23 protein-coding genes and 1 pseudogene are annotated in these 25,598 nt (G+C 59.4%); 11 read left to right on the top strand and 13 right to left on the bottom strand.

The window, feature by feature from the left end; all coding sequences use genetic code 11:
- Positions 1-146: 146 nt before the first annotated feature.
- From J2Y83_RS18080 to J2Y83_RS18095, 4 genes are all read right to left on the bottom strand, one after another.
- Entirely contained in the window at positions 147-860 is a 714-nt protein-coding gene (locus J2Y83_RS18080) for a TetR/AcrR family transcriptional regulator (protein WP_253397262.1), read from the bottom strand.
- A gap of 67 nt (positions 861-927) precedes the next feature.
- Positions 928-1,572: a DsbA family protein gene (locus tag J2Y83_RS18085; RefSeq protein WP_253397264.1), complete on the bottom strand. Its 645-nt coding sequence runs from the start codon at positions 1,570-1,572 to the stop codon at positions 928-930.
- 85 nt (positions 1,573-1,657) lie between these two features.
- A complete protein-coding gene (locus tag J2Y83_RS18090; protein ID WP_253397266.1) occupies positions 1,658-2,575 on the bottom strand; it encodes a LysR family transcriptional regulator in 918 nt (305 codons plus the stop codon).
- 13 nt (positions 2,576-2,588) lie between these two features.
- Positions 2,589-3,821, bottom strand: a complete 1,233-nt coding sequence (locus tag J2Y83_RS18095; RefSeq protein ID WP_253397268.1) for an MFS transporter — start codon at positions 3,819-3,821, stop codon at positions 2,589-2,591.
- A gap of 926 nt (positions 3,822-4,747) precedes the next feature.
- Between J2Y83_RS18095 and J2Y83_RS18100 the strand changes: the two genes are divergently transcribed.
- Positions 4,748-6,244 carry a tyrosine-type recombinase/integrase gene (locus tag J2Y83_RS18100; protein ID WP_253397270.1) on the top strand — a complete coding sequence of 499 codons (1,497 nt, stop codon included), beginning with the start codon at positions 4,748-4,750 and terminating at the stop codon, positions 6,242-6,244.
- Between the two features lie 231 nt (positions 6,245-6,475).
- Here J2Y83_RS18100 and J2Y83_RS18105 read toward each other — a convergent pair whose 3' ends face one another.
- From J2Y83_RS18105 to J2Y83_RS18115, 3 genes and pseudogenes are all read right to left on the bottom strand, one after another.
- The gene (locus J2Y83_RS18105; RefSeq protein ID WP_253397272.1) at positions 6,476-7,315 is read right to left on the bottom strand and encodes a MipA/OmpV family protein; all 840 of its coding nucleotides are present in this window, start codon (positions 7,313-7,315) and stop codon (positions 6,476-6,478) included.
- Positions 7,316-7,880: 565 nt separating this feature from the next.
- Positions 7,881-8,537, bottom strand: a complete 657-nt coding sequence (locus J2Y83_RS18110) for a TetR/AcrR family transcriptional regulator (RefSeq protein WP_058822725.1) — start codon at positions 8,535-8,537, stop codon at positions 7,881-7,883.
- Positions 8,538-8,866: 329 nt separating this feature from the next.
- Positions 8,867-9,046, bottom strand: a pseudogene (locus J2Y83_RS18115) (NADH:flavin oxidoreductase/NADH oxidase); the annotation flags it as partial.
- 186 nt (positions 9,047-9,232) lie between these two features.
- Here J2Y83_RS18115 and J2Y83_RS18120 point away from each other — a divergent pair.
- The 4 genes from J2Y83_RS18120 to J2Y83_RS18135 all read left to right on the top strand — a co-directional run bounded on the left by J2Y83_RS18120 (position 9,233) and on the right by J2Y83_RS18135 (position 14,163).
- Positions 9,233-9,853: a TetR/AcrR family transcriptional regulator gene (locus tag J2Y83_RS18120; RefSeq protein ID WP_253397274.1), complete on the top strand. Its 621-nt coding sequence runs from the start codon at positions 9,233-9,235 to the stop codon at positions 9,851-9,853.
- A 105-nt stretch (positions 9,854-9,958) separates the two neighbouring features.
- Positions 9,959-11,452: an efflux transporter outer membrane subunit gene (locus J2Y83_RS18125; protein WP_253397276.1), complete on the top strand. Its 1,494-nt coding sequence runs from the start codon at positions 9,959-9,961 to the stop codon at positions 11,450-11,452.
- Positions 11,449-12,630, top strand: coding sequence for an HlyD family secretion protein (locus J2Y83_RS18130; protein WP_253397278.1), 1,182 nt, complete (start codon positions 11,449-11,451; stop codon positions 12,628-12,630). Before J2Y83_RS18125 ends, J2Y83_RS18130 begins: the two co-directional genes overlap by 4 nt.
- A 12-nt stretch (positions 12,631-12,642) precedes the next feature.
- Positions 12,643-14,163, top strand: coding sequence for an MFS transporter (locus J2Y83_RS18135; protein ID WP_253397280.1), 1,521 nt, complete (start codon positions 12,643-12,645; stop codon positions 14,161-14,163).
- A gap of 75 nt (positions 14,164-14,238) precedes the next feature.
- Here J2Y83_RS18135 and J2Y83_RS18140 read toward each other — a convergent pair whose 3' ends face one another.
- From J2Y83_RS18140 to salA, 3 genes are all read right to left on the bottom strand, one after another.
- A complete protein-coding gene (locus J2Y83_RS18140) occupies positions 14,239-15,690 on the bottom strand; it encodes an aldehyde dehydrogenase (protein ID WP_253397282.1) in 1,452 nt (483 codons plus the stop codon).
- A gap of 28 nt (positions 15,691-15,718) precedes the next feature.
- On the bottom strand, positions 15,719-16,867 hold the full coding sequence (locus tag J2Y83_RS18145; protein ID WP_247404100.1) for an NAD(P)-dependent alcohol dehydrogenase: 1,149 nt from the start codon (positions 16,865-16,867) through the stop codon (positions 15,719-15,721).
- Between the two features lie 62 nt (positions 16,868-16,929).
- Complete coding sequence (gene salA, locus J2Y83_RS18150) at positions 16,930-18,213, bottom strand: salicylate 1-monooxygenase (RefSeq protein ID WP_058822718.1); 1,284 nt, start codon at positions 18,211-18,213, stop codon at positions 16,930-16,932.
- Positions 18,214-18,356: 143 nt separating this feature from the next.
- On the opposite strand from salA, the gene J2Y83_RS18155 reads away from it, so the two are divergent.
- A complete protein-coding gene (locus J2Y83_RS18155) occupies positions 18,357-19,256 on the top strand; it encodes a LysR family transcriptional regulator (protein ID WP_058822717.1) in 900 nt (299 codons plus the stop codon).
- Between the two features lie 7 nt (positions 19,257-19,263).
- Here J2Y83_RS18155 and J2Y83_RS18160 read toward each other — a convergent pair whose 3' ends face one another.
- Positions 19,264-20,166 (bottom strand): LysR family transcriptional regulator, encoded by a 903-nt coding sequence (locus tag J2Y83_RS18160; protein ID WP_058822716.1) that lies wholly within the window; start codon positions 20,164-20,166, stop codon positions 19,264-19,266.
- A 151-nt stretch (positions 20,167-20,317) separates the two neighbouring features.
- On the opposite strand from J2Y83_RS18160, the gene J2Y83_RS18165 reads away from it, so the two are divergent.
- From J2Y83_RS18165 to J2Y83_RS18180, 4 genes are read left to right on the top strand one after another with little or no spacing between them, the layout of a single operon-like run.
- Complete coding sequence (locus J2Y83_RS18165; RefSeq protein ID WP_058822715.1) at positions 20,318-20,515, top strand: tautomerase family protein; 198 nt, start codon at positions 20,318-20,320, stop codon at positions 20,513-20,515.
- A 52-nt stretch (positions 20,516-20,567) separates the two neighbouring features.
- Positions 20,568-20,921, top strand: coding sequence for a putative quinol monooxygenase (locus tag J2Y83_RS18170; protein ID WP_058822714.1), 354 nt, complete (start codon positions 20,568-20,570; stop codon positions 20,919-20,921).
- Positions 20,922-20,963: 42 nt separating this feature from the next.
- The gene (locus tag J2Y83_RS18175) at positions 20,964-21,578 is read left to right on the top strand and encodes a nitroreductase family protein (RefSeq protein ID WP_058822713.1); all 615 of its coding nucleotides are present in this window, start codon (positions 20,964-20,966) and stop codon (positions 21,576-21,578) included.
- Positions 21,579-21,632: 54 nt separating this feature from the next.
- Positions 21,633-22,982 carry an MFS transporter gene (locus J2Y83_RS18180; protein ID WP_253397283.1) on the top strand — a complete coding sequence of 450 codons (1,350 nt, stop codon included), beginning with the start codon at positions 21,633-21,635 and terminating at the stop codon, positions 22,980-22,982.
- Positions 22,983-22,989: 7 nt separating this feature from the next.
- Here J2Y83_RS18180 and J2Y83_RS18185 read toward each other — a convergent pair whose 3' ends face one another.
- Together J2Y83_RS18185 and J2Y83_RS18190 are read right to left on the bottom strand one after the other, a co-directional pair.
- Positions 22,990-23,784, bottom strand: coding sequence for an SDR family NAD(P)-dependent oxidoreductase (locus J2Y83_RS18185; RefSeq protein WP_058822711.1), 795 nt, complete (start codon positions 23,782-23,784; stop codon positions 22,990-22,992).
- Positions 23,785-23,941: 157 nt separating this feature from the next.
- Positions 23,942-24,841 carry a LysR family transcriptional regulator gene (locus tag J2Y83_RS18190; RefSeq protein WP_058822710.1) on the bottom strand — a complete coding sequence of 300 codons (900 nt, stop codon included), beginning with the start codon at positions 24,839-24,841 and terminating at the stop codon, positions 23,942-23,944.
- A gap of 109 nt (positions 24,842-24,950) precedes the next feature.
- On the opposite strand from J2Y83_RS18190, the gene J2Y83_RS18195 reads away from it, so the two are divergent.
- Entirely contained in the window at positions 24,951-25,580 is a 630-nt protein-coding gene (locus J2Y83_RS18195) for an NADPH-dependent F420 reductase (protein WP_253397284.1), read from the top strand.
- The last annotated feature ends 18 nt before the right edge of the window (positions 25,581-25,598 follow it).

Here is a 25,598-nt window from a genome sequence, read left to right on the forward strand (position 1 = left end):
CTATCAGCGTGCCGGAATAAAAAAGGCGGTGAAGGATCACTTGCCCCGCTCAGTTGAAGGCTGAAAGAGGTGATGAGTGGTCGACAAAAAAGCGGGGGAAAATAGGTGATCCGGAGGCAACAAACAGGAAATCGAAACCGATCAATTCAAGCGAGCTTCTTACCCAAATCGTTATCGACTTGCTGCAATACGTGGGGACTGCCGTTAAGGAACGCATCGACCATTTGCTCGATCAGCGCATCTATGTCTTCAGTCACTGGAAGATCGTAAATCCATTTGCGAACACCGATATAGAAAATGCTGGCATGCAGACTCCAGATCAGCTCGAGCTCTTTTTCATTGATCGTTTCACCTGAGGATGGCGCCAATCCATGAGTCTGGCGGATTTCTGCAATGACAGGGATGAAGACCCGCTCACGCAATTTAGCCAGATACCGATCATTGATACCTTCACGTGTCAGCCCGGCGAATACGAAGATACGAATCCACTCTCGCCGCAGAATCACACGAGCGTATGAGGTGTAGAAATGAACCAGGCGAGACTGAAGGGGTTCGGAGCGATCCTTGATCATCGCCTCCCACGAGGAATCCCACTGATAGACCTCGTCGTACACGCGGTCTATCAGTGCCTCTTTGCTGGGGAAATATCGATAGAGTAACGGTTGGGTAATATCCAGTTGTCGCGCCAGCTCACGGGTACTGCCCGAGAACCCGCACGTCGCAAAATGCTCGATAGCTTTCTGCACGATTTGCTTTTCCCTGACCTCAGGCGAAAGGCGTCGAGTCGTCGATTTGACGGGGTCTGCTGGTTTCGCTGATTTTCCCGACTCGTTCTCGTCTCTATCTTTTGAGTCTTGCATAACGCCTCGCTGGAGCTTCATTAAGGCATCATACAAAACAAAAGAATGCACTGACTATGAACCATACCTATTTGGCCAGACGACTTTCAATATCCTTCTTGAACAACGCAGGTCGGCTTAAATAATGCCCCATGGCCAACACTTCCATTTGGCCATCGATCTCCAGCGCAAATGCCGGAAAGCCGCGCGCATTCAGAGTTTCAAGCATCTCGTTGCTGCGGTCGATGTGGTCCTGCAATGAGTCTGCAGTGATCAAATCAAAAGTTGCCATAAACGATTCGGGTTCAAACCCCAGCTCATTGGCAATGCTGGCGATTACCCCTCGGTCAGCAATGGCCTGACCTTCTTGGTAGTAGGCAATTTGCAGGCGTTTGAGCATTTCGATGCCACATCCGGACAGCTGTTGAGCGGTCAACATCGCTGCAATCGGTGGTGAAGAGTCCAGCTGGACATTTTCATGTTCCAGTACGCCTTGAACATAGGCGTCTGCGAAGGTCTGTTTGCTGAATGCCGTAATCCGGGCTTCGTGAGGACGAACAAAATCGCGCCACTCACCCGACATCAACTTGCTTTTGTCCCCCGAGAGCATGCCCACGCCATGGGCCTGAATTTCCAGGCCAGGAATAGCGGTGGCCGCCGTGATCATCGGCGCCGCCCCATAGCACCAGCCACAGAACGGGTCGTAGACGTAATGCAATGTCGCAGTGCTCATTCAAATCTCCGGGATCTGCCGTGCCACACGGCGAAAAGGCTTCGTTACGTCGTGGATCAAACGTTCGAAAACAGCAATGAGGCGATCAGCTCTCGGCTAAGCCTTCAGGCCCGAGTAATTCGCTGATGAATTCGATAAATGCATTGACGCGTTTGGAGCCACGATGATTGGGAAGATACAACGCAGAAATGGCCGAACTGGCGTCGTTCGGATTGATAACAAACGGCTCGAATAATGAAGTCAAATCACCGCTGCCAATATCGTCGTTGACGAGCCAGTCAGGTAACAGAGCCACCCCGCCACCCGCCAGCGCAACCTCACGTAAAACTTCCGCATTGTTGCTTTTGAATCGCCCCTCAATCGGTACTCGAGTCTCCTCACCTTCCTTTAAGAAAGTCCACACCTGTTGCTTTGGGCCATAACTAAAACGCAGACACTCGTGCTGCATGAGTTCCATGGGATGTTCAGGAAAACCATGTGCATTCAGGTACTCGGCACTGGCCACCACCCGGCGTCTGAAATGACCGACGGGACGACTGACGACACCATCCATGGCTGCTGCCGATCCCAATCGGATCGCCAGATCGACGCGCGCTCCCAGTAATTCAACGATGTCGTCGGAGAGCGTCATGTCCAACACAAATTGAGGGTATCGCTTCAACAGCGAGGCAATATGAGGCGCAATCAGACGACGCCCCAGCGCTACAGGCACGGAAATACGAAGATGACCCGCAGGGAGTTCCCCGCGGTCAGTGACCGCGGCATCCGCCTCGGCGACAGCATTCAGCACCTCCCGCGCTTTCAAGTAGTAGGCAGCCCCGGCATCTGATAATGAGATTTGACGCGTGGATCGATTAAGCAGGACAGCGCCTAGTTCCGCCTCAAGCCCATCGATCATCCGAGTCACAGAAGACGTCGCCAGGCCTAACTGTCGAGCGGCAGAAGAAAAACCCTTCGAATCCACAGCCTGGACGAACATCTTCAATGCGAGCAGCTTGTCCATGACACTCCTTGTCTCACCCGTTGTTCATCTTGAGCATTTCGCCAGTTCGGGTCCGACGAGAAACCACCGAGAAGACGACCAAAGCCACCAGTGACAATCCGCTTCCCACCGCAGCAATCGCCAACCAGCCGACATGTTCATAAAGCGAACTGGCGACCGAAGAACCGATTGCACCACCAATAAAGATACTGATCATGTACAACGCATTCAGACGGCCTCTGTTAGCAGTGCCCAAGGCGTAGACGGCTCGCTGACCCAGCACCATGTTCATTTGCACTGCAAAATCCAGCGCTACACCGGTGACCGCTAATCCAATCACGCCGTAAAGGGGATTGATGAAGGCCGGCAGGAAACTCAATACGCCGAGCACCATGGCCAACTGCGACGCTCGTCGAGTATGTCCTGCATCAGCGAGTCGACCACTGATAGGTGCGGCAATTGCACCGACGGCGCCGACCAGAGAGAAAATCGCAATCTGACTTTGCGTGAGGCCGAACTCACGACTCAATATCAACGGCACAGCGGTCCAGAACAAACTGAACGCCGCAAACATCAGCCCTTGATAGAGCGCGCGTTGACGCAGCACGGGCTCGCGACAAAACAGTTGTCCCAGGGACATCAGCAATTGACCGTACGACGCGCGATGGGTCGGTTGCCATTTAGGCATGGTCATGCCAATCACGATGGAGATAACGAGCATCAAGGCGGCGGCCCCGATAAACACTGCCCGCCAGCCCAAATGATCGGCAACCAGACTCGACAGCGGCCGCGCCAGCAGAATTCCTAGCAGCAAGCCACCCATAATCCCGCCAACCACCCGACCGCGAGAGTCTTCCGGTGCCAGATGTGCCGCCAACGGGATAAGCATCTGCACGGAGACTGAGCTGAAACCGATGAGTGCCGACACCACTAGAAATACACTCGGCTGCCTGGACAAACCGGCGGCTACCAGGCTGAAGATCGTAATCACAATTGTCGCAATCATCAGCCGACGGTTTTCTACCAGATCCGCCAAGGGCACCAGGAAAAACAATCCGAGCGCATAACCAATCTGAGTCAGCGAAACGATGAAACTCGCGCTTCCACTCGACATGCCGATATCCGGGGCGATCAAGCTAATAATCGGTTGTGCGTAATAGATGTTGGCCACAATGGCACCGCAACAAAAAGCAAATAGAAGCACGAGCCCCTTTGTCATTGACGCTTTTTGTATCGTCGCTGCTGTATCTCTTGTAGAAACGCCCATGCCATAGACTCCTGAGGTTCGACCGCGGTGACGCTTCAGAAAAGGTCACTCGCATTCATGTTTTCCAGGCCAACAACATAGGCGGCAGCGCACCTTGAGAGAATATGGCCAAGACGCAATGTCGTGTTGCGTCTTGCGCAAGAGATACCCAGGCTCGGTGAGCGCCCCCGCTTGATTCGAGGACGAGGAATTGATCGAGACGCCTCATTGTCGGCCCCTCCGCCTCATAACTTTTGACTTGCCTGGCCCCGCTCATCTGATGACCACAACTCACCTATCAGCCGACTGGTGAACGACGGGCGAGGAATCGCCACGCGCCCAGTAAACTGAATCGCCGATGATCCAAAGGCCAAATACAACTTCCGATGGGATCCGGCTACTTACACGGTGGCCGAGAAACTAACCGGCTTTCGGCTGGAACGACGCACCAATTACCTGATCAAGCGGAATGGCCAAGACAAGCAGATCCAGACATGCACGCTCGAGTGCAGTGGATGTTCGTGTGATTGCGGCGCTGAATACCGTTGCTCGTATGAAGCAAGCGACTGCTCAAAATGCGGCCACACCGGCAAGAGGCGAATGACCTTTGGTTTTCCCGGCAGACCCCTTTTGGAGCGGGAAGCAGGCGTGAAAAATAGAGGAGTCACGCAAAAGTCACGCACACGAAAAAGGCCAATGCTGTGAACATTGGCCTAAGTCATTGAATAATATGGTCGGGACGGAGTGATTCGAACACTCGACCCCTAGCACCCCATTCAGTTAAGCATTAGACATCCTTGGCTCGCGCCACTCTCCTATAGAATCCTCAAGCCCAGTAGAAAAGGCTTTTCAGCGCTTCATTCTTCCAACGACCTCTATCCTGATCTACCTTTAGCTGACGAATCAGTGGGAGTAAATGTGGGAGTAAACTTATCAGGAGGTTGATTATGGCCAAGCTCACTGCCAAGGAATTGGAAGCACTGACCGAGCAGGATGTCGGAATCATCATACGCGACGAAGGCAGCCTCGCGGGCAGAGTCTCACTCCGCAAAAAAGGTATCGCCATCCCCTTTTATTTCCAGTTTCGCTGGGAAGGGATTTACACCCGCTTCTCGTGCGGTACCTGGCCAAATAAGTCGTTGACCGAAATCCGCAAGGAGCGCAACGAAGCACGAGACCTTGTAGCCAAAGGGATCAATCCAAACGAGAACAAGCGCGCAGGGAAGGTTAGACAAAAAGCGGAACTGGCTGCACAACTCGCAGAGGCCGATCGGCAAAAGTCTAAGGAGCTAACGCTACTAGACCTCGCGGGAGAATGGCTTCGCGATGGTGTGGCGCGCAAGGATGGTAATGCCGAGCTACGGAGAAAATTTGCGAAGGATCTTTACCCCGCCCTTGGCTCAAAAGTCATCAGCTCAATTAGTGAGCATGACCTGCGGAACCTGGTGCGATCCGTAATGGCTCGCGGCGCTACTCGTCAGGCCATCAGTCTTTTTTCGGATATCGTTCAGATGCTTGGATGGGCTCAGAAACGCCAGCCATGGCGAACACTGCTGATTGACGGAAACCCAGCAGACTTGGTCGAAATCAACAAGCTTGTACCCAGTGACTACCAGGAGGAGCGAACTCGGATCCTCTCCTCTATCGAACTTCAAGAATTATACCAACGCTTTCAAAAAATGACTGCGGACTATGCAGCACTACCTGCCGGCGAAAAGTACGATGGGATTCGCCCACTTAAGCCAGAGTCCCAACTTGCGCTTTGGATCTGTTTGGGAACGTTATGCCGGATTGGTGAACTGCTTCAGGCCGAATGGAAAAACGTTGATTTGGAAAATGGTGTCTGGTTTATTCCCGTGGCAAACGTCAAAGGTAGCCGGGGAAAAAAGCAGGACCACCACGTTTTCCTATCTGCGTTTGCGATCCACTATTTCAGCAAGCTTCGGCTGCTCACAGGAAACTCTCAATGGTGCTTTCCCGCAAAACATCATGATGGTCATGTCGATCTCAAGGTCGTCAGCAAACAGGTGGGAGACCGCCAATCACGCTTCAAAAATCGCAAGCCGCTTTCACGTCGCCGACATGATGACACCCTGGTGCTGTCCGGTGGTGCCAATGGGGAATGGACACCCCATGACTTGAGACGAACGGGTGCAACCATGATGCAAGCCTCGGGCATAAGCCTTGACGTGATAGACCGGTGCCAGAACCACGTGCTGGCAGGTTCCCGGGTCCGCCGTCACTACTTACACCATGATTATGCCGAAGAGAAAAAAGAAGCTTGGAACCTGCTGGGCGAGAAGCTCACCGACATCATGATCGGCCAGGACGGTCTGGAGGGACTAGGTAGAGGCAATTCAAATGGGCACAAAGCGCCCATGACGACGTCTGCCTCGACCACCGGAAAATTGAACCCTAATGAATCAACATCTGAACGGCAATAGTCGTCCGTCGACCGTAAGCTCTTATTTTTCCCCACGGGGTGAGCTATGAATCACACAGCCAAGGTTGACAGGCAGTATGCAGAGAGACTGACGGATCTTGAGCCCTGGCAACAGGACGATGCCCTAGGTCCACAAAAACGTTGCGTGAGCATTTTCCAGCACAGCACCTAGGCCTAGTTCCCCTCTCTCGACCAGGAACCAGACCCGCTACCCTGCGTTGATGCACTTAGATCAGAAGCGATAGAAATAGCCGAAGCCAACACCATACTGGGTGCTCTTTTCAACCAATGGGCTGTCTTGGATACCCCCTCCCATTCGGGTGGCGCCCAAGTCAACGAACAGCGAGTGATTTTGCGCCGGGCGCCAATCCATCCGTATGCCGGCCTCGGTATTGACTGTTGAAGCACCCTGGTAGCTTGGGCGCCCGGCAACCACCTCACCCTCCGTGATACCGTAGTAGTAATCCACATAGTTGCTGTCCACCCACTCGGCTGCCAATCGAGGCGTAACACCGAAGGCTCCGGCAGCGAATCGACGATCAATCTGCAGTTTTGCCCGAGATCCTTTGCTGTTATTCATGGCGTCTGTAAGAACTTCGGCCGACAGCCTGGCCCAGTCCGTTCTCCAGGTGGCAACGCCACCTACCCAAAAACTGCTATCGCGATCACGCATACCTCGAAGGAAAGGCGAGTCGCCTGATTCGTAACCTTCACTGATGTATTTCCCGCGCAGACGGAAGGTCACAGGCCCTACCGGTGGCAGCTTTATGTCGACACCGGAACCGAATACGTGAACATATTCGCCCTCGTAGGTCACCATCGGAAAGCCGCGTACTTTGTTGTCAAAATCACGGTAGACCCGATAATTCATACCGCCTGCGAACCCGATGGCCCACTTTGAATTGCGGGTATCCGCTTCCGACCAGTTCTCGCCGGATGACTTGGCCGTGGTGTCTGTGGTTTGCGCAAACACAGAAGTCATGGGCAGGCCACCGGAGGCAAGGAGAGCCAGGGTCGCCGGCAGGGTGCGAACCAGCTTCAGTGAAACGGCAGAGAAAGCACGTGATGACATAATCTAATCGTCCGGAGAAGAGTGCTGGGAAGGCCTGGCCGGAACTCGGTAGGCGCCATAAAACATCCATCAAAAACGCGCTAACGACCGATCGGTCATTAGCGAGCAAGATACTACCGAACGATCGGTCAGTAAATCATCAATTTAAAACTAAACATTGCAGGCAGCACCCCAGGCTAGCGCCTTGACCCATTGCTGACTTCAGCGGTTGAACAGCTTGTGGATGCGCAGCCTGATGCAGAGCAGACCTGCGGGTCGAGCGCTCGCTAAACCATACACTCACGCTAGGTATTTGATTTAACGAGGAAAATATTGGAGGTTCGAGCGCGCGTGGACGAGATATTCGGCCGCAACTGCTGTTCCGTTAACACGGGAGAGCCTGCGCCGTTGCGAATGGCCGGATGAGGGGATGTCGGTTACGACGTTGATCCTGAACAACATTGCGTTGTCATTGCCTTGGGTAACGGGATCAACAGTTTTTCTGATATCGCTGCCAGCCCCAGAAAAAACAGGGTCTTAGACTGTCAGCGTGCAATCTCATTGGCACTCACTCGCAGAGCCTCCGCTAATCACTGCTGTCGGGTCGCAACAGCAAGGCCAACAACTGGCGATGTGAATGCTTGACCGCCTGTATTTCAGGTTGCGCTTTATCCTTGCCCATGACCATTTGCGCCACTGCCGAATAGACCACAGGCGCCATCACTAGGCTGAAATGGTCGGTCAAGGGACTGGACTTCACGATGCCGTTCGCCACATAGCCATCGATCAGCGCCTGGCGATCCATACGACCATGCATGTCCTTGGCTTCCCACTTCGCCAGCAGGTGCGGCACACGATGGCCCTCGGTAATCAGCAGCCGGGCAATCGCAACCGTGTCATCGGTAAGCCCGCTGTAGGCAAAGTCGATAAGGCGCTCGATAAGGTCATCGGCAGAGGTGAGATTCTGTAACTGACTCCAGTTACGTTCCGAGCGGCTCATCAATTGCTCAAGGAGCGTTTCAAACATGTCGTCCTTGCTAGCGAAATGAGCATAGACATTAGCCTTCGAGATTCCCGCTCTTTCGGCAATCTTGGCAATACTGGCACCGGTAAAACCCAAAGCGTTGAACTCAATCAGCGCCGCGTCGAGAATCTGCTGGCGACGAACCTCAGGGAGCAGACGCGTCCTTTTCTTTTTTGGTTCAGGCTGGAGTTGGAGCACTATCGGATTTGTTTTTTTCATACTGCCATGTCGTGTAGGAGTCAGAACGTGGTGCAGAGGATGCCGACGGAGTTTTTAACTGTGTGCGAGAGCGCATTTATAACGTTTGCGGATCATTAATAATGCACCTTCGGATAACGCTATACACCGTGCAAAATCCCGCGGGGGCTTACGTGCCGAGGGGCAAGTCTAGACCACAAAGCTTTGCGGACGCTCAATTTTCTACTTACATCCTCTGTATTCCTGGCCTTGGCAGCGAACTTAGACATCCATGTGTTGCCGAAATAAGCCGACATGGTATTCCAGCTTCGTGTGCTCAAAAAAACAGCCCCCTAACATGCGGCTACACCTCAACGATAACGCTCAAGCCAGTGAGCATAGGGCGCAGGTAGTGTCCAGGAGGACCTTTCAACACCCAGCTCCTTTACCGCAAAGTAAGCTCAGTTTGGGTCGGCCAGATGCGCACGGCCCACTGACACCAATTCGAGTTGCCCGGCCTGCAACGCCCCTTCGGCTAGTTGCGGCGTACCAACCTGACGCTCAGAAGGTTCCCGCCGACTGTAATGCAAGCACGCTTTCAGCTCATCGCCGCAACTCCCCCGCCTCCCAAACCATCCGTTTACTGCACCTTTTCTGAAAAATACTTTTATAAACACTTATAGTTTCTATAGAGTTCTCTAGGCACTGAACAGCCGATCTCGAGTATTGCCAAGCCCATGACGCAAAAGACCACCAAGGCTACGCCTACCAAACCCCGGAGCCGATCTTCGATCGGTGCCGTGCGCAGCCCGCAAAGCACCGAGGCGATCCTCGAAGCGGCGGCCGCCATCCTTGAAGAGCAAGGGTATCGGGCGTTCACCATGGACGCGCTGGTCGAACGCGCCGGCTCCAGCAAACCGACCATCTATCGGTGGTGGCGCAGCAAAGGCGCGTTGTTGCGCGACGTTTACGAACGCGCAGCGCTGACGTTCGTGACCTCCCCCGACACCGGCAACCTCGAACAGGATCTGGTCGTGCATTTACGCTCGCTGTGGAACTGGTGGCGCACGTCGAGTGCCGGGGAGACCCTGCGCAGTTTCTTCATTGAGATCCAGCTGGATTCCAAGGCCATTGCCGAGTTTCGCGATGGGTTTCTACCGCGCCGCGAGCGCACGCTGCGCAGGATCTTCGCCCGAGCCGTCGCTTCCGGGGACATTGTCGACGGCCCTGCGGTGGAGATGGCCGTCGCCATGCTGACCGGCATGTCCTGGCTGCACCTGATTACCGCGAACCTGGAGAACCTCGATGACATCGACCATTGCGTCGCGGTCCTCGTCAAAGGCCTGAGAGTCCGCTAGCCAGCGGGCCCGGGCGTTTTTTTTGCGCATAACGACACTGACAGTTTTTATTGAGCTATCGCTGCCCTACCCCCCGTATGGGTTACACGCCAGAGAACACCGTTGATGAACAATCGAAAAATCCCGGCGTCCCGACGCTCGGTCGCCGTCAGGACATCAGCTATCGTACTGTCGATCCTGCTGGCGGGATGTTCCTACCATGACTTGAAGCCCCAGGCCCGCCTGCTACCTGCCGGGGATGCCGGTGAAACCCTGGCCCACAGCGGGATCACACTCTCGCCGGCGGCCTGGCCAACCGAAAGCTGGTGGACCCGCTTCAACGACACGCAACTCGACCGCCTGGTTGCAGAGGCCCTCGCCCAGAGCCCCACCTTGCGCTCCGCCGCCGCCCGCGTGCGTCAGGCTGGCGCGCTGGAAGCCATCGAAGGCGCTTCGCGGCTGCCACGGGTGGACGCTGCCGCCAGCACCACCCGCGAGCGATTCAGTGCTAACGGCACGACGCCCGCCCCGGTCAAAGGCACTTGGCAAAATGTCGACCAGGCGACCCTGAACATCGGCTATGAACTGGATTTCTGGGGCAAAAATCGCGCAGCCGTCGAGGCCGCCGTGGGACGCCGTCATGCCCTGGAAGTCGACAGCCGAGCAGCCGCGCTAATGGTCTCGGCGGCCGTGGTGCAAACCTATATCGACCTGAACGATACCTACGCGCAGTTGGACGTCGCCCAAGCGCTGCTGGACCAGCAAGTGCAGATCGAACAGCTCACGCAGCAACGTTTTGCCGCGGAGTTGGGCACCCAGATCGATATCAAGCAATCCCAGGCCTCGCTGCCCGCCAGCCGGGCCAGCATTGCAGCGCTCAAGGAAATGATCGAGCTGCACCAAAACAAGCTCGCCTCATTACTGGGCCAGGGGCCGGACCGTGGGCGCTCGATTACGCGCCCTCACCTGCAAGCCGGCAACAGCGTGGTGCTGCCCAGCCATATTGCCGCCGAACTCGTGGGCCATCGCCCCGACGTGGTCGCCCAACGCTGGCGGGTCGAGGCCTGTGGGCATGAGATCGACGTGGCGAAAGCGCGCTTTTATCCGAACGTGAACCTCACGGCGTTTGTCGGTTTGCAAAGCCTGGCGTTCGATACGTTCAACGACCACAGCAGTCGAATCCTGGGGTTTGCACCGGCGATCAGCCTGCCCATCTTCGAAGGTGGCCGCTTACGCGGCAATCTGGATGCACAGGACGCGGCGTATGACCTGGCCGTGGAAAACTACAACCAGACCGTCGTCGATGCGCTGCGCGATATCGCCGATCAACTGTCATCGCTGCGCTGGTTGAAAGAACGCCTGGCTCAGCAACAGGAAGCGGTCGACACCGCCCAGGCGGCCGCCGACCTGGTCAACCTGCGCTATCGCGCAGGCCTGGCCACTTACTTGCAAGTGTTGGCGACCGAGAACGCGACTCTGGCCCAGAAGCGCCAACTGGTCACCTTGGCGTCTCGCGCCCTGTCGCTGCAAGCCAATTTGAGCCGGGCGCTGGGCGGCGGCTACCGCCCCGAGTTCCGCGCCTCCGTCCCTGCCCTCCCAACCGTAGCAGATCACTCATGACCACCCCGACGTCCGCCCCCACGCCTGTCAAACCGTCCTATCGCCCGCAGCGGCTGCTGATCCTGGGGATCGTGCTGCTCCTGGCCGCCCTCGGCGGCGGGTACCTGCTCGGGCTGGGCAACCAGTCCACCGACGACGCCTACGTGGACGGCAACATCGTTCAGGTCACCGCCCAGGTCAGCGGCACCGTGACCGTCATCGGCGGCGACAACACCGACCATATCGACGCCCATGCGCCGCTGGTCACGCTCAATCCCGTGGATGCCGAGATCCAGTACCAGCGCGCCCAATCCAACCTGGCCCGCGCCGTGCGCCAGGCGCGCACCCAGTATTACCAGGTTCAGCAACTGCAGGCGCAAGTCAGCCAACGGCAAAACGACGTGCGCAAAGCCCAGGACGATGTGCGCCGCCGCAGCCAACTGGCCGCCAGCGGCGCGGTGTCCCGTGAAGAAATCAGCCATGCCGAGGAAGTCCTCAAAAACGCCCTCGCCGGCCTCGACGGCACACAACATGCGCTGGCCGTGCGCCTGGCGATGGTCGACAACACCACACTGCGCACCCACCCCGATGTGCTGGTGGCAGCCGCTAACTTGCGCGATGCGTACATTGCACTGCACCGCACGCAGATCTACTCGCCGGTCAGCGGCCTGATCACCAAGCGCAGCGTGCAAGTGGGTCAGCGCATCAACCCCGGCGTGGCTTTGATGTCGGTGGTACCGATCGATCAAGTGTGGGTGAACGCCAACTTCAAGGAGTCGCAGATCGAAGATCTGCGCATCGGCCAACCTGCCGTGCTGCGCGCCGACGCCTACGGACGCAAGGTGGTGTTCCACGGCACGATCGTCGGCCTGGATGCCGGTACCGGCAGTGCGTTTTCATTGATGCCCGCGCAAAACGCCACCGGCAACTGGATCAAAGTCACCCAGCGCGTGCCGGTGCGCATTGCGCTGCGCGCCGATGAAATTGCCGCTCACCCGCTGCGCCTGGGGCTCTCCATGCGCGTGTCCGTGGACACCACCGACACCCGTGGCCAGGTGCTCAACACCACCTCGCCGGCCCAACCCGCCTACAGCACCGATGTGTTCGAAAACGAACTCAAGGACGCCAATGCGATGGTCGAACAGGTCATCAGCGCCAACGAAGACCGCGGCCAGGTCGCTCAGTCGCTCAAGCCTTGACGGGGTCCCTGCATGTACCGGAAAAACGCTGCCTTGTTGATGACCGTAGGGCTGCTCTGCGCGCTGGAATACCTGCAGGCCGGTATGATCGCGTTTGCGTCGGCGCCGATCCGGGGCGAAATCGACGCCAGCCCCGAGGAGTTCACCCTGGTCGCGGCGCTGTATGCGTGTATCGCCGTGGTGGTGATCTCCAAGCAGCGTTGGTTGGTGGAACGGCTCGGCTGGCGCAACTTCATGCTCGGTTCGATCAGCATTTACGTGCTGGGCGCCGTTGTGTGCGGGATCAGTGGTGACCTGACCAGCTTCACCGTCGGCCGGGTCGTCATGGCGCTGGGGGGAGCCTCCTTTATGACCTCCGCGCGCCTGATGGTGAACCTGCTGCCACCGGGGCCCGGGCGATTCGTGGGGGTCAAAGTGTTTGCCACCGGCCTGGCCAGCGGCACGGCGGCAGCGCCGTTTCTGTCCTCGTTGGCGGTGGTCGAAGACACCTGGCACGCAATCTTCTGGCTGCTGATCGCCGGCGCGGTGGCCGCAGGCGTGCTGTGCATGCGGTTCTTGCCCAGTGAGCCGATTCACGAAGACGAACGCTCACCGTCCAGCCCGGCGAATATCCTGCTGTTGTCCGTGAGCACCTTCTTTCTGTTGTATGTGCTGCAGCGCTCCTACTACGACTTCTACAATGAGTCGATCATCCTCCTGGCCTTCGCGCTGCTGGCGGCATTGGGCGTGTACATTTTCTTCCATGCCGAACACGCGAAAGACGAGCCCTTCCTCAAGGTCAAAGACTTGATGCAGTCACGCTATATCCTCGGCGTGGGTTTGTTTTGCTTCACCTATATCGTGCTGGGCAGCAACAACTACATCCTGCCGTACTTCCTGCAGAGCGGGCTTGGCTATTCTTGGGACACCATCGGCACGTTCCAGGCATTCGGCCTTGCCGGCGCCTTGTTGACCTGGTTCGCGATGGCCCTGGTCATCCCCAAGTACCCGGCGCCCAAGAAGTTCTTCGTGGTCGGCTTTGCCGCGCTGATCAGCTTCGGCCTGTTGCTGTCCTCCCTGACCCTCGACGCCAACATGTGGAGCCATATCTTGCCCGCGCTGGTGCTCAACGGCTGCTTTGTGATGCTGGTCCTCGCCACCGCCGCGATGCAGACCTTTCGCGACGTGACCCATCACGACACCTTGTTCGCCCATGCTTACCAGATCAAAAGCATGCTCGGGCAAATCGCGATGGCCATCGGCACGACCCTCGCCACCTTGTTCCTGCAATGGCGCAGCACGCTGCAGTACAACAACCTCAACGGGCATTTCAACCCAGGCGATCCGCTGTACCAAGACAGCGCACAACGCCTGACCCTGGCCCTCACCCCCGCCGTCGGCGCAGGCCCGGCCAACCAGATCGCCGTCGCGACGCTGGCCCAGGACCTGCACCAACAGGCAACCCTGGTGGCCAGCATGGAGTATTTCTGGGTGGTTATCGTGGTGGCCGGGGTGGCGTTGGGGGTTTCGATGGTGCAGAAGACTTTTAAGTGAAGGTTGTCGCAGGGGCTTGGGCGGGACGTTCACGATAAAAACCGGCTCTGCAGAGCCGGTCTCACTGCCTTGGGATCAGAACGGATAAGGCTGGTCGGAAGGCTCGACCGTGACCCATTTCACTTCGGTGAACTCCTCAATCACCGCGCTGCCGTCGAAGCGGCCATAGCCGCTGTTCTTCATGCCGCCATAGGGGGCCTGCGGCTCGTTTTGCACGGTGGCACCGTTGATATGCACGCAACCGGCATCGAGGCGGCTGGCCAGGTCCAGGGCCAGGCTGACATTGCGACTGAAAATCGCCGATGACAGGCCGAATGCCGTGTCGTTGGCCACCTGCAGCGCGTGCTCGGCGCCGTTCACACGAACCACGGTCGTGACCGGGCCGAAGGTTTCTTCATCGTAGATTTCCATCGCCGACGACACGCGATCCACCAGGGTAGGCACCATTTGCGCGTCTTGCGCCCGCCCACCCGTCATAATCTCGGCACCTTTGGCGACAGCATCATCGAGCATCTGGTTGATGCGCTTCACCGAGCCCTGGGAAATCATCGGGCCCACTACGCTGGCCGGGTTGGTCACCGGATTACCATGCTCAAGGCCGCGGATGCGTTGCGCGAATTTGCCCACGAACTCATCAGCCACCGCCTCATCGACCACGAAGCGTTCGGTGGACATGCAGATTTGCCCCTGGTACAGAAACGCACCGAAGATCGCGGCGTTGACGGCGCCGTCGAGGTCGGCATCTGCCAGCACGATAAACGGCGCCTTGCCACCGAGTTCCAAGAGCGAGCGTTTGAGGTATTTCGCACAGGTCTGGGCAATCATCCGGCCGACGTTGGTCGAACCGGTGAAATTCACCCGGCGCACCGTATCGTGGGCAATCAGCACTTCGGTCACCGCACCGGCATCTTCGGGCGCAGAGATGATGAAGTTCACCACACCGGCCGGGAAGCCAGCGTCATAGAAGGCCTGGGCCAGCAGTTCGTGAGTGCGCGGGCTGTTCTCCGAACCCTTGAAAATCACGGTATTGCCGCAGGCCAACGGGTAAGCGACAGACCGCGTGCCGAGCAGGACGGGACCGTTCCAGGGCGCAATGCTCAGCACCGTGCCAACGGGCTGACGCAAGGTGACAGAGAGCGTGCCGGGCTTGTCGGTGGCCAGGGTCTCGCCTTTGATTTGCGTGGTGAGTGATGCTGCCTCTCGCAGCAGGTTGGCTGAACCCTGCACGTTGAACTGCGCCCACAGGCGCGACGCACCGATCTCTTCGGCCATCACCGCGCAAAACTGCTCCATCTTGCTTTCCAGTGCATCGGCGGCGGCCAGCAGCAGGCGGCGGCGCTCGGTCGGGCCGACCTTCGACCAGGTCTTGAACGCTTGCTGCGAAGAAGCTGCAACGCGGCGTGCGTCTTCTACGCTACAGGCGGCGCCAGTGGTGACAACCTTGCCGCTGACCGGATCGATACGCTGGTAGGTCTTACCGTCCGAAGCCGCTTGCGGGATGTTGTCGATGACGAGTTGAACATTCATCTTGGGTTCCTTTGATGGGCTTGAAAAATCACGCCACGTCGGCCGTAGCCGGCATGCGCAATATCGGTTTGATGGTGATGCCGCTTTCGCTGTCGGCCATCGCTTCGTTGACTTGGTCGAACGTGTAGAAGCGGCACAACTTATCGAACGGGAAACGGCCTTGCAGGTGCAGGTCGACCAGGGTGGGAATGAACGCGTTGGCGACCACGTCGCCCTGGACGATGCCCATGATTCGCTTGCCGGGGATCATTACGTCGTTGACGTTGAACGCTACTTCGGTGCCCATCCGGGTCGCCCCGACGATCCCGCAGGTGCCCAGCGTGGTGAGGGCGTCGATGGCCTGGCGCAGCACTGGGGCGCGTCCCGAGCATTCGAGGCTGTAGTTGACCCCGCCGCCGGTGATCTCGCGAATGCGCGCCACCGGGTCTTCTTCGCGGCTGTTGATGACATGAGTGGCGCCCACTTCCAGCGCCAGGCTCAGACGGCTCGGGGTCACGTCGACCGCAATAATGGTGGTCGCTCCGGCAACCTTGGCAGCCATCACCGCCGCCAGGCCCACGGCACCGGCGCCGAACGCGGCGAAACTGGCGCCCGCCTCCACCTTCAGCGCTTTGAGCACCGAGCCTGCGCCGGTCTGAATGCCGCAACCCAGCGGGCCGAGCAATTCCAGCGGGGCCGCTTTGGACACTTTCACCACGTTGCGCTCATTGGCGATGGCATAGGTGGAAAAGGACGACTGGCCGAAAAAGTGGTCATGTATCGGTGCACCGGTGCCACAACTGCAGGTCGATGTGCTGCCGTCCTGGCGGGCGCCGCCGAAATTCAGCGGGTGCATGTGCGAGCAGTGCGCGGGATGTCCGGTCTCGCAGGGCAGGCACAACCCGCAGGACATGTAGGTCATGACCACGTGATCGCCAGGAGCGATGGTGGTCACCGCCGCCCCCACCGCCTCGACAACGCCCGCGCCTTCATGGCCCAACACGATGGGCAACGGTGTGGGAAACAGCTGGTCACGCACGACCATATCGGTGTGGCAGACACCGGTGGCGACCACACGCACGCGCACTTCGTCCGGGCGTGGAACCGCCAGTTGCGCCTGTTCGAACAGGAGTTTGCTGCCGCTTTCGCGCAGCACCGCGACGGTCACTTCGATGGGTTGGAGGGTGCTTTGGGGCATCGGTTTATCCTCTTGGGGCGAAGTCATCCCAGCGGCACGGGGCGCGGGGTACGTTGATCGGGTTATTCACACGCGGCCCAGCCCAGCTGTGCGCGAGCCGCTATCAGGTCCGATTGCAGGTCGTGGTGCCACAACCAGTCGAAACGGCTGGCCAGGGTGCTCGACAAAAGGGGCTCGCAGTCCTCGACCTGAACGTCGCGAAACTCATAGAGCTCGCCCGCCTCGCGGGAGGTTCGCTGCACACGGCAGGCACGCGGCCGGCGGATGGCGTCGTACACCTGCAGCACGCGCTGGGCGTGACCTTCCAGCACACGTGGATCACCCAGCAGCCGCGCGAGCAGCCAAGCGTCTTCGAGCCCTTGCCCGGCGCCGGCGCCCTGGTGGGGAAGCATGGCGTGGGCCGCGTCACCGATCAGCGCAACACGGCCATGGGTATAGCCGGCCAACTCGTCCAGTTCGTGAAGGGCCCACAACGTCGGTTCGGGAATGCACCCAAGCAGCACGCGCACCGCATCGTCCCACTGCGCGAACGCATCCAGCATTTGCGCCTGGCTGGTACTTTTGACCCAGGGCGTGCCGGGCGGCCATACCGGGTTGGGCTCGCTGCGATCGGAAAGAAACGCCACCACGTTGATCAAGCGGCCCTGCTTGACCGGAAACGTAAGGATGTGGGCATCGAGGCCCAAGTACATTTGCGGCACGTTGATCAGGTGCTCATCTACGCCAGCCGAGCGATAGGCGGCGCGCAGTTGATCACTGTCGATCATGCCGCGATAGGCGCAGGTACCGCTGAAACGAGGGGCGACCGCAGGCTGGCCCAGCCCCTGGAGAACATAGTCGCGTAGCGAAGACTTGATGCCGTCTGCCGCGATCAGCAGGTCGCACTCGTAGTCCGTGCCATCGGTGAACCGAACGCTGACGCGGTCACCCGTCTCCTCGGCGCCGACTGCGCGCTTGTCGAAGCGGGCGACACCTTCGGGTAATTGCTGGGCCAGGGCGTCGAGGAAATCCGCGCGGTGTACGGAGGACTGTCCGACACCCGGGGCGAGGCTGGCACCGAGATAACCGGCATCGACGCCACGGCGCCATTCAAACCAGATGTCTTGCCAGGGTTGCAAAGTGCGGTCGGCAATCCGCTCGTAGGGCTTGCCGATTCCCAGTCCCTCGATGGCGCGCACGGCGTTCGCACCGAACGACACACCGGCACCGACCTCACCGAAGGCGCAGGCCGCTTCAAACAATGTCACCTGCAGGTGCGGGTGACGGCAGAGATCAAGAGCCAAAGCTACGCCGGCGATACCGCCGCCGACGATGCCCACTTGCAAGACAGAATGAGGGCGAGTCATGGGAAAACCTTTTTAGTGTTTTTTTTGGAATAGATCGATCATGACTATTCACAAACCATTGATAAATGCCCTCATACCCATACAAGCTATCACCAGCCTGAATACACATAGCCATTGGTAAGGCCACGGAGCGATAAACCGAGATGAACCTGCGCGAGCTTGATCTGAATCTGCTGGTGATTTTTAACCAGTTGCTGGTGGACCGAAGCGTGTCGGTGGCGGCCGAGAGCCTGGGGCTGACTCAACCCGCAGCCAGCAATGCGCTCAAGCGTTTGCGCACCACCTTCAACGACGAGTTGTTCGTGCGCACGCCAAAGGGCATGCAGCCCACACCCTATGCCGCGCAACTGGCGGAGCCGATCTCCCAGGCGATCGGCCTGCTGCATGGCGCGATCAACCGGCAGGACGAATTCGACCCAGCGACCAGCCAGAAGCGCTTCGTGGTGGCAATGACCGATATCGGGGAAATTTACTTTATGTCGCGCTTGATCCAAGCGCTGCTTGAACAGGCCCCCGGCATCTCGGTGACCACCCTGCGAAGCACCGCGGATCTGTCCGAGAACCTGGCCAATGGTGAAGTGGACCTGGCCGTCGGCTTACTGCCGGACCTGCAGGCAGGCTTCTACCAACGACGCCTGTTTCACCATCGCTACGTGTGTCTGTGTCGCAAGGACCACCCGCTGACTCAACAGCCGATGACCCGGGAACGCTTTTGCGCATTCGGGCATGTCAGGATCTTGGCCGCGAGCACCGGGCACGGCGAAATCGACACGCATATGCAACGCGCGGGCTTGCAACGCGAGATTCGGCTCGAAGTGCCGCACTTTGTCGCGGTCGGCCATATCCTGCAGAACACTGACCTGATCGCCACGGTGCCCGAGCGCTTCGCCACCAGCTGTGTGGAGCCCTTCGGCCTGACGAGCCTGCCGCTACCCCTGCCGTTGCCCGAAATCGCCATCAACCTGTTCTGGCACGGTAAATACAATCGCGACCCGGCCAACAAATGGTTCCGCCAACTGATGTTCGAACTGTTCAGCGATTAAGCGCCACTCACTGCCAATGCGCACACAGCCTGACCAGCTCATCGACCACATACCGCACCTTCGGCCGCAGATGGGACACCTTCGGCCACACGGCATGCACATCGACCGGTTCGGGCTCATACGCTTGCAGCACTTCCACCAGCCGGCCCGCGTCAATGTCGTCCTGGAACAGGCTGCGCGGCATCTGGCACAGGCCGGCACCGGCCACGGCGGCGAGGATCATGGCCTCGCCATCGCCGATCTGATGGGTGGAAGGGGGGGCGTAACGCACGGTCTGCCCGGCCTGCGTGACGCGCCAGGCCAGCGGCTGGCCGCGTCGATGGCCGACAATGCAGCGGTGCTGGCTGAGGTCTTCCAGGGACGTGGGGACGCCGAAGCGCGCCAGGTACTCAGGGGCGGCGCAGATGGCCCAGCGTTGCCTCGTCAAGCGCCGCGCCACCAGGCCGCTGGTGTCTTGCAGTTCGCCGAAGCGCACCAACAGGTCGATGCCCTCTTCGAACGGGTCCACCAAGTGGTCGGAAAACGTCAGGCTCAATTGCAGCGCCGGGTATTGGTTGGCGATCTGGAACAGCAACGGCGCCACGACCCGCCGCCCGAAGGCCACGGGCACATCGACGCGCAAGCGCCCGGAAGGCTCTCCGCCACCAGGGCCCAGGCCGCTTTCGGCGGCGCCGATTTCCTCCAGTGCCGCGGAACACGCGACGAAATACGCTTCGCCATCGGCGGTCAGTGAAATGCGCCGGGTGGTGCGATGAAACAACTGCGTGCCCAGGCGCTCTTCCAGGCGCGCGATGGCTTTGCCCACGGCGGATTTCGACAACCCCAGGCGCTCGGCGGCCTGGGTGAAGCTGGATGAACGTGCAGCCACGACAAAGGTGATAACGCCCTGGAAGGAATCGATAGGAACCATGCAGCGCTCGCTGATTGTAGAGTTTTAGTCTACCCAGATTATAGCCAGAGGCCGTTTATCGCCAGCTTGTTCAACAGTACGATGGATTCCAGTCAGACAACGGTGCACTACCCGCACCTTTCCCAGATCAATGTCCCAAGAGGAATACATCATGCCCGTCGTCCGTGTGAGCTGGTTCGAAGGTAAAGAACACGCGCAGAAAGCCGCAGTGGCCGCTGACATCACCGAAAGCATCGTCAAGCACACCGGCACCGATGCCAACTACATCTACGTGATTTTCGAAGACGTCGCCGCCTCCGACTGGGCCGGTGCCGGCAAGCTGTTCGGGGACGCGCCCGACAAGTCCTGAGCCTCTCCCACTCCACAGGCGCCGCCCGGCGCCTCTGACGGAAACACTCATCATGCATCCCTATATCTCCTGCCTGTTCAGCCTCGCGGTAAAACCCGCAGAGTTCGCCGAATTCAAGGCGCTGATCGCGACTATCGTGGCCGCCACCCGCGCCGAGCCAGGCACTCTGGTCTACGAATACAGCGTCAACGAACACAACAGCACCGTGCACATTCTTGAGCGCTACAACGCCGACGCCGTGGTCAGCCACGTCGACACCACCTTCGCCCCCTTCGGCCAGCGCTTCCTCGAACTGTGCAGCATCACCAGCCTGGTGGTGTACGGCACGCCGGATGCGCAAATCCGCAAGCGTCTGGACCCGTTCGGCGCGGTGTATATGACCCCGTTCGACGGCTTCAGCCGCTGAGTCGGGCGACCGCGCCCCCTCCTTTTACCCACAGAGATCACCATGTCCGGTATTGCCGAAGTTATTAAGTCCCGAATCTCCGCCAACAGCTACGACACTGCACGTCAATTGACCGATGCGCAGATCGCTGAGCTGATCGACCTGGCCACCCACGCTCCGTCCGCCTTCAACCTGCAAAACTGGCGATTCGTGGCGGTACGCAGCACCGAGGCCAAGGCCCGTCTGCTGCCATTGGCCTTCGGCCAGCAGAAGGTCGTGGACGCAGCCGTGACGTTTATCGTCTGCGGCACCCTCAACCCCCAAGCCACCTTGCCTGCCTCGCTGAAACCGACGCTGGACGCCGGCATCATCGACCAGGCGATCTACGACATGTGGCTCGGTGCCGCACAGGGCATGTACGCGCAAAACCCGCAGTTGCAGCGCGACGAAGCGATCCGCTCGGGCTCCCTGGCCGCGATGACACTGATGCTGGCCGCCAAGGGCCAAGGGTTAGTGTCGACCCCAATGATCGGCTTCGATCAGTCGGCGGTGGCCCAGGCGTTCGGTCTATCGGACACCGAGATTCCGGTGATGCTGGTCACCGTTGGCTACCCGGGCGCGACCAACTGGCCGCAAAAGCCGCGTAAAGCCGTGAACGACGTGTTGCAGTTCGTCTGAATGGAGGGCGCCTGCGCGGCCTGGCCGCGCCGACGCTCAAGGTAAACGCCTGACATGACCCCCTCCCCTTCGTTACGCGCGATTCTGATCGCCGCCTGCCTCGGTTTTCTGGTTGTCCAGCTGGACGTCAGCGTCGTCAACGTTGGCCTAGGCGCACTCAAAGAGGCGTTCAATACCGACCTCACGGGCCTGCAGTGGGTCATCAACAGCTATGCACTGCCGTTTTCCGCCCTGCTGATCCTGGGAGGCGCTTGGGGCGACAAGTGGGGGGCCAAAACCGTTTTCGCAGTCGGTTTCGCCATCTTCACCCTCGCGTCGATCGGTTGTGGCCTGGCCAACAGCACGACCCAGCTGATCGCGATGCGTGTCATCCAGGGCATCGGTGCCGCATTGCTGATCCCCACGTCACTGACGTTGATTCGCGTGTCGTTCCAAGACCCCGACAAACGCCGCTCCGCCGTGGCGCTGTGGGGCGCCTGCGGAGGTATCGCATTGGCGGCCGGCCCCGTGATCGGCGGCCTGATGATCGAGTACTTCGGCTGGCGCAGTGTGTTTCTGCTCAACATTCCGATCGGCCTGCTGGCTATCGCGCTGATCCTGCGCTACGCCCCCGCCTCCCCGCGAGTCGACAAGCACATCGATATTCCCGGGCAAATCAGCATTGCCATTTGCGTGGCGGCGCTGACCTACGGCTTGACCGAATCCAGCGCACAAGGCTGGGTCGCTGCGACCTTTTCCGCCCTGGCGGTGGCGTTGATCTGTGCCGTGGCGTTCATCCTGATCGAGCGTCGGGTCGCGCACCCAATGCTGCCCCCGCACCTGGCCCGGAACGCCGTGCTGGGCAGCATGGCGCTGGCCGGCGCGGCGATCAATCTGACCTTCTATGGAACGGTGTTCGTTTTCAGTATTTACTTCCAGACCTTCCTGCACTACGACGCGTTCACCACCGGTTTGTCGTTTATCCCGTTGACCGCCGTGCTGACCCTTTCAACCCTGCTCTCGTCACGCTTCGCCAAACGGTTCAGCGCCCCGCGCATCATCACCACCGGGTTCAGCGTACAGATCATCGGCTTCCTTGCGCTGTCGCAGACCAGCGCACACGGCTCGCCCTGGCTGCTCAACGGCGCGCTGATGCTGGTCGGCATCGGCAGTGCCATGTCGGTTCCGTCGATTACCAATGCGATGCTCTCGTCCGTCAGCCAGCACGATGCGGGTATCGCGTCGGGGTTGATGGCCTCCGCCAGACAGTTGGGCGGCGTGATCGGCGTCGCCGTTTCCGGGGCGATGATCGCCAGCGCTGATGCCACCGCGTTCGCCCAGGGGATGTCGAACGCGATGTTGCTGTCAGCGCTGGCCCTGCTCATCTGCATTGGCGTGGTGGTCTACGTGTCACGCCGCCCCTGAACGCAGGTCAGACAATATCGTCGACGACCCCACCATCGACCCTGAGCGCAGCGCCGGTGGTGGCGGAGGCCTGGGTCGAACACACGTACACAATCATATTGGCCACTTCTTCCACGCTGGACGCGCGCTGGATGATGGAGCTGGGACGCCGCTCGAGGACGAAATCACGCATCACGGCTTCGAGGGGCTTGCCGGTGCGTTCGACTTCGCCCTTCATCATCTCGGCCACGCCATCGGAAAGCGTCGGCCCCGGCAGCACGCTATTGACGGTCACACCGCTGCCGGCCACGCGTTTGGCAAGGCCACGGGCCAACGCCAATTGCGCGGTTTTGGACACGCCGTAATGGATCATGTCGGCAGGAATGTTGCGTGCCGACTCGGACGCGACAAACACCACCCGTCCCCAGCCGCGCTCGACCATCGCCGGCAGCAGCGCGCGACTCAGGCGCACGCCGGACATGACGTTGGTCTGCCAGTGGTTGTTCCAGACGTCATCGCCGGCCTCGAAGAAGTCCTGGAGCTCATAAATGCCGGCGTTGTTCACCAGGATGTCGATAGCGCCAAGCCCGGCCAGCAGGGTTTCAACCCCTTGCGCAGTGCTCAAGTCAGCGGCGACACCGCTGACCACCGCATCAGGCACCTCGGCGAGCAAACGCGCAATGGCGTCGTTCACCGAGCGTTCGCTGCGACCATTGATAACCACCGCAGCGCCTGCTTGCGCCAACCCCTTTGCCACCGCAAAACCAATACCACCGGTGGAGGCGCTAACCAATGCGCGCTTCGTCTTCAGTTCGATATTCATCATCGCTCCTTCAGCATGAACAGGCCTATGTGTCCCTCAACAGTTGACGCCGCGAACCTGCCGACGACTGCGGGGGTTGATCAAGCATAGACACACGTCCAGGGCGACGGATGATCTGGAACAGGTGGTTTTTCGAAAAAACTCAGGCTCTACAGCGCTATCGCTCCCAATGGGGATGGCTGAAGCGCTCAGCCAGAAAATTGATCAACACCCGCACCTTGCTCGCCAGGTGTTTGCGCGAGGGATAGACCACGTAGATGCCCAACTCGATGGAACGGTACGCCGGCAGGATCTCCACCAGGGCGCCGCTGCGCAAATCCTCGGCGACCATGAAGCTCGGTTGCAGGGCAATACCGGCCCCCGCGAGGGCGATGCTGCGGCAGGTGTCGCCGTTGTTGCAGCGCGCGGTCGAGCGCGTGCGCACCGTCTCGCTGCCGTCAGGCCCTTCGAATTGCCACTCATTGCCCATGGCGAAGTGGGTGTAGGCAATCACGCCGTGGTCGGCCAGGTCGGACAAGGTGCGAATCGGCGGATGACGGTCCAGGTAGTCGGGAGACGCAAACAGGCACATCCGCGTCCCCGCCAGGCGTCGTCCCACCAGCGACGAGTTTTCCATGCGCGCGATGCGCACCGCCGCGTCAAAGCCCTCCTCCACCAGATCCACCAAGCGATCGTTCAAGCTGATGTCCAACTCGACATGGGGGTAGGTCTTGATGAATTCGCCCCACAGCGGCGCCAGGTGCAGCACGCCGAAACTGACCGGCGCATTCACCCTCAACACGCCGCTGGGTTCCGGCGCGGTGGACGACACGGCTTCTTCTGCCTGTTCCATCAGCGCCAGCACCTCACGGGCCTGATGGTAGAACTGGCGCCCCTCCTCCGTCAGCGAAAGCCTGCGTGTGGTGCGGTGCAGGAGCCGCGCCCCCAATCGCTCCTCAAGCGCACTCACATACCGCGAAATGGCGGCCTTGGACATCGCCAGGGGTTCGGCTGCGCCCACGAAGGTGCCTTTATCAACCACCGTGCAAAACACCTGCATCTCCAGCGCCCGATCCATAACTGTCTCACTTAGTGGAACTATTAATCACATCTGGCCTTATTTATCTCAAAATCACAACCTATAGACTGAACCCATCGAAACACACATCAACGCACACGAGGTCGACATGAAAATCACAGTAGTGGGTACCGGCAACATGGGTTCGGCGTTTGCCAAACAACTGTCGGCCGCTGGGCATATCGTTCGGATCACCGGGCGTGACATCGGCAAGGCCAGCACCCTGGCCGCGCAGTTCGTGAACGTCAGCGCCTACCCGGCGGCCGAGGCGTTGGCTGACAGCGACGTCGTGGTGGTTGCTACCGCCTATGAAGACGCTGTCAAGGCTCTGCAAAGCCTGGGCGACCTGACGGGCAAAGTGGTGATCGACATCACCAACCCGCTGAGCGCCGACTACATGTCGCTGACTATCGGGCATGTCACCAGCGCCAGCGAAGAAATCGCCAGGGCGCTGCCGCAGGCCCAGGTGGTGAAGGCCTTCAACACCCTGTTCGCCCAAGTGCTGGCCGACGGTCCGACCTTTGCCCATGACCAGACCGGCAGTGTGTTTGTCGCCAGCGACAGCGAACGCGCCAAGCAGACCGCCATCGCCCTCGCGCACAGCCTGGGCTGGAACACGGTGGACGCCGGCGCACTGGTGAATGCCCGCTACCTGGAGCCATTGGCCGGGTTCAACATTTACCTGGGCTACGGCGCAGGCCTGGGCACCTCGATCGCGCCGGCCTGGCTGAGCAAATAACCCACGAACCGAGGCATC

The sequence above is a fragment of the Pseudomonas marginalis genome, from assembly GCF_024169655.1.
GTDB lineage: Bacteria > Pseudomonadota > Gammaproteobacteria > Pseudomonadales > Pseudomonadaceae > Aquipseudomonas > Aquipseudomonas paraveronii.